General features: G+C 72.1%; 3 protein-coding genes. 2 read left to right on the top strand and 1 reads right to left on the bottom strand.

Going from position 1 to position 3,738, the window contains the following annotated elements:
• Window positions 1-20: 20 nt before the first annotated feature.
• Together ACJA3G_RS32730 and ACJA3G_RS32725 are read left to right on the top strand one after the other, a co-directional pair.
• Entirely contained in the window at window positions 21-1,328 is a 1,308-nt protein-coding gene (locus ACJA3G_RS32730; RefSeq protein WP_406556663.1) for an MAB_1171c family putative transporter, read from the top strand.
• Between the two features lie 122 nt (window positions 1,329-1,450).
• The gene (locus ACJA3G_RS32725; RefSeq protein ID WP_406556662.1) at window positions 1,451-1,957 is read left to right on the top strand and encodes a hypothetical protein; all 507 of its coding nucleotides are present in this window, start codon (window positions 1,451-1,453) and stop codon (window positions 1,955-1,957) included.
• A gap of 88 nt (window positions 1,958-2,045) precedes the next feature.
• On the opposite strand, the gene ACJA3G_RS32720 is transcribed toward ACJA3G_RS32725, so the two are convergent.
• On the bottom strand, window positions 2,046-3,677 hold the full coding sequence (locus tag ACJA3G_RS32720) for an MFS transporter (protein ID WP_406556661.1): 1,632 nt from the start codon (window positions 3,675-3,677) through the stop codon (window positions 2,046-2,048).
• Window positions 3,678-3,738: the final 61 nt, after the last annotated feature.

The following is a 3,738-nucleotide window of genomic DNA, read 5'->3' as shown; positions in this document are numbered from 1 at the left end:
GTCCCCCCACGAAGGAACCCGTGAGCCCCCTCGACCTCGCCGGCTACCTCATAGCCGCGCTGATGACCGCCGTCGCCCTGTGGCGTATGCCAGCCGCCCTTTGGGGCGACGAGGAGGACAAGCGCCGACGCGCCCTGTGGGGCTGCTACGCCGGGTTCGCCGTCGCCCTGTGGACCAAGACCAAGTTCGTACGCATCACGCTCAACGACAGCGAGGTCACCGACCTCGCCGTCCTCATCAAGCACTACACCGCCACCATCGCGATCCTGGCCATCCTCAGCTACATCGTGGCGATCTACGGCCACTTCCCGGACGAGGGCGCCGTCCCCCGCCATGTGCGGTTCGCGCGGAACGTGCAGCGGGTCGCCGCCAAGGCGTCGGCGGCCACGCTGGTCCTGCTGACCGTGCTGTTCTTCACGGTCGTCGACCGGTCCGTGCCCTCCGACCGGTTCGTCTCGGACCACGCCGGCCAGTGGGGCGCGACGCTGTACATGAGCGTGTTCTACCTGTACTTGGGCGCATCCTCGGCCGTCTGCGCCTACCAGTGGGCGCTGGCCACCGGCAACGCCAAGGTGCGCCATCTGCGCCTGGGGCTCGGCATGATGACGTTCGCCATGTTCATCGGCGTCGCCTACACCGTCAGCCGGACGCTGTTCCTGTGGGTGAGCGTGGTTGATCAGCCGAGCAAGTCGTTCGCGCTGGAATTCGACGAGATCACCGAGGCCTCGCAGATCGTGCTGTTCGCGTTCTTCGCGCTGGGCGCGTCCATCCCGGCCTTCAGCAAGGGCTGGCGACGGGTGCGGCTGTGGCGGGCACAGGCGCGGCTGCACCCGCTCTGGTACGAGCTGATGACGGCCTTCCCGGACCAGCCGTTCGAGCCGCCCAGGTCCCTGGTACGGGAGCTGACGCGCTTCGACGCCCCGGCCGACCTGCGGATCGACCGGTGGGCCGCGGACATCGCGGACGCGGTGGAGAAGCTGCGCCACTACGTGCCGGACGAGCTCCTGGAGGCCGCCAAGCGGGCCGCGGGGAGCGAGGGGATGGGGAGCGAGAGGGTTGGGGCCGAGGCGACCGGGAGCGAGGCCGCCGGGCCCGAGGCCGCCGGGCCGCTCGCCGACGCGTACTGGATCAAGGCGGCCCTCGCCGCCAAGGCCGAGGGCGCCCCGGCCGGCCGCGCCGCCGCCATCGAGCCGCAGCACGCCACCGACCAGGACGGCGAGGTCGCCTGGCTGGTACGGGTGGCCGCCGCGTACCAGACGATTCCGCACGGCCGGGCCCGCGAGGTCCTGGCGTCGGCGCGGACCGAGGCCCGGGAGACCACCGCGTGACCAGCACCACCGAGAACCGCCCCACCGAGACCCGCACCGGCGGTCTCGACGACCCGACCCGGCGGCCCGTCGCCCTCGCCGTCACCAACGTCCTCCAGCCCCGCAACTGCCTGCTCGCCGGCATGCTCGGCATCGGTTTCGCTGCGGCGGGCGACTGGACCGGGCTGCTGTGGGGTTTCCTGGGCGCGCTGTGCGCGGGGCTGATCCCGGCCGGGTACATCGAGTGGGAGCGCGGGCGCGGCACCTGGGGCGACCGGCACGTCGTCGACCGTACGAAACGGGCGCCGATCTTCTTCGTCATCCTCGGCTCGATCGGCACCGGCTCGCTGGTCATGGTCCTCGGGAACGCACCCCTCGGCATCCTCGCGTCGATGCTCGCGCTGTGGGTGATGACGATCGGGCTGCTCGCGGTGAACACGGTCTGGAAGATCTCGGTGGACGCGTCCGTCGCGTCGGCGGTGGTGGCGCTCCTCGCCGCCGTCACGCACCAGCCCCTGTGGCTGCTCGCCTACGCGCTGACCATCGCCGTGTGCTGGTCGCGGGTGGCCCTGAGCTACCACACGGTGGCCCAGACGGTGGCGGGCACGGCGCTGGGGGCGGCGACGGCGACGGCGTTCCTGTTCGTCTGACCCGCCGGGCACCCCGGTGGCTCAGGGGCCCGGGCGCCCCGGGCGCCCCGGGCGCCCCGGGCTGTTCCGAGCTTCCGGGGCGTCGCCGTCACATGTGGATCGGGCCCGCGTCCGCGCCGTCCGTCGGGGGTGGCCGGGGCGGGCCCTTGCGGTAGAGGATCACGGTGACCAGCAGGCCGAGGGCGAAGAAGCCGGCCGACCACCAGTAGGCGGTGGCGTAGCTGTGCAGCTGGGCCTTGGCGAGGACCTGCGGCGTCGGCCGCCTGCCGACCAGGTAGTGGGTGGCGGCGCTGGTGGCCAGGGTGTTCAGGAGCGAGGTGCCCACCGAACCGCCCACCTGCTGGCTGGTGTTGACCATCGCGGAGGCCACGCCCGCGTCGTGGGCGGCGACCCCGGCCGTGGCCAGGTTCATCGCCGGGGCGAAGATCAGGCCCATGCCGCAGCCCATCACCAGCAGCGGCGGCAGTACGTGCGGCGCGTACGTACTGTCCACGTCCAGCGCCGTCATCCACACCAGCCCCGCCGCGCCGAGCCCCATGCCCAGCGGCACGATCGGTTTGGCGCCCAGGCGGGGCACGAACCGGTTCTGCGCGATCACCGAGGACGCGATCATGATCACGACCATGGGGATGAAGGCGAGTCCGGTCTTCACCGGCGAGTAGCGCAGCACCTGTTGCAGGTAGTACGTGAGGAAGAGGAACACCCCGAACATCCCGGCACCGGAGATGAACATCGCCAGGAACGAGGCGCCCCGGTCCCGGTCGAGGACGACACGCAACGGCAGCAGCGGGTGGGCGGCGCGCCGCTGCCACAGGACGAAGGCCACCAGCAGGACGCCACCCGCCGCCAGGAAGCCCCAGGTCTGCGGGGAACTCCAGGAGTGCTTCTCGGCGTTGGAGAAACCGAAGACGATGCAGAACAGGCCCGCCGAGACGAGGAGCGTGCCGGGGATGTCGAGCTTGGGACGGTCGGCCGGGGCTCCCGGGTGCAGCAGCCGCAGGGCGCCGAGGAAGGCGATGGCCGCGAAGATCAGGTTCACGTACAGGCACCAGCGCCAGTTGAGGTACTCGGTGAGCAGACCGCCGAGCAGCAGACCCACCGCGCCGCCGGTGCCCGCGATCGCGCCGTAGATCCCGAAGGCCTTGGCGCGCTCCTTCGGGTCGGTGAACGTCGTGGTGAGCAGGGAGAGCGCGGCCGGCGCGAGCAGCGCGCCGAAGACGCCCTGGAGGGCGCGGGCGAGGACCAGCACGGTGAAGCTGGGCGCGGCGCCGCCGATCGCGGAGGCCACCGCGAAGCCCACCAGGCCGGTCAGGAAGACGGCCTTGCGGCCCACGAGGTCCGCGACGCGCCCGCCGAGCAGCAGCAGCGAGCCGAAGGCGAGGGCGTACGCGGTGACGATCCACTGACGGTTGCCGTCGCTGAAGCCGAGATCGCTCTGCGCGGAGGGCAGAGCGATGTTCACGATGGTGGCGTCGAGCACCACCATGAGCTGGGCGAGACCGATGACGGCGAGGACCAGCCAGCGGTGTTCATGGGCGGCGCCCTGGTGGCCGGCGCGCCCGGCGGCAGCGGCGGCGGCCGTGGCCGCGCCCGCACCGCGCCGGGGCGGCTCGCCGGGACTCGCCCCCGCCGCCGCTCCGGCACTCTCCTCCGGTGCCGRAGCGGCGGCGATGCGCTCCGCCCTGCTCTCTTCGACGGCGTCCTTGGTGTGACGTCCCATGGCGTACGTCTCCTTACGAGGGGATACGCGCCCTTCATCACGCTAAGGGGAGGTACGGGGT

Source organism: Streptomyces sp. YS-3, from assembly GCF_045257485.1.
Classification (GTDB): Bacteria; Actinomycetota; Actinomycetes; order Streptomycetales; family Streptomycetaceae; genus Streptomyces.
This window is presented reverse-complemented; position numbering and strand designations above follow the sequence as displayed.

What these genes read in the sequence shown, in the direction of transcription:
- ACJA3G_RS32725 (WP_406556662.1), top strand. Translation starts at nt 1,451, where the DNA reads ATGCTCGGCATCGGTTTCGCTGCGGCGGGCGACTGGACCGGGCTGCTG.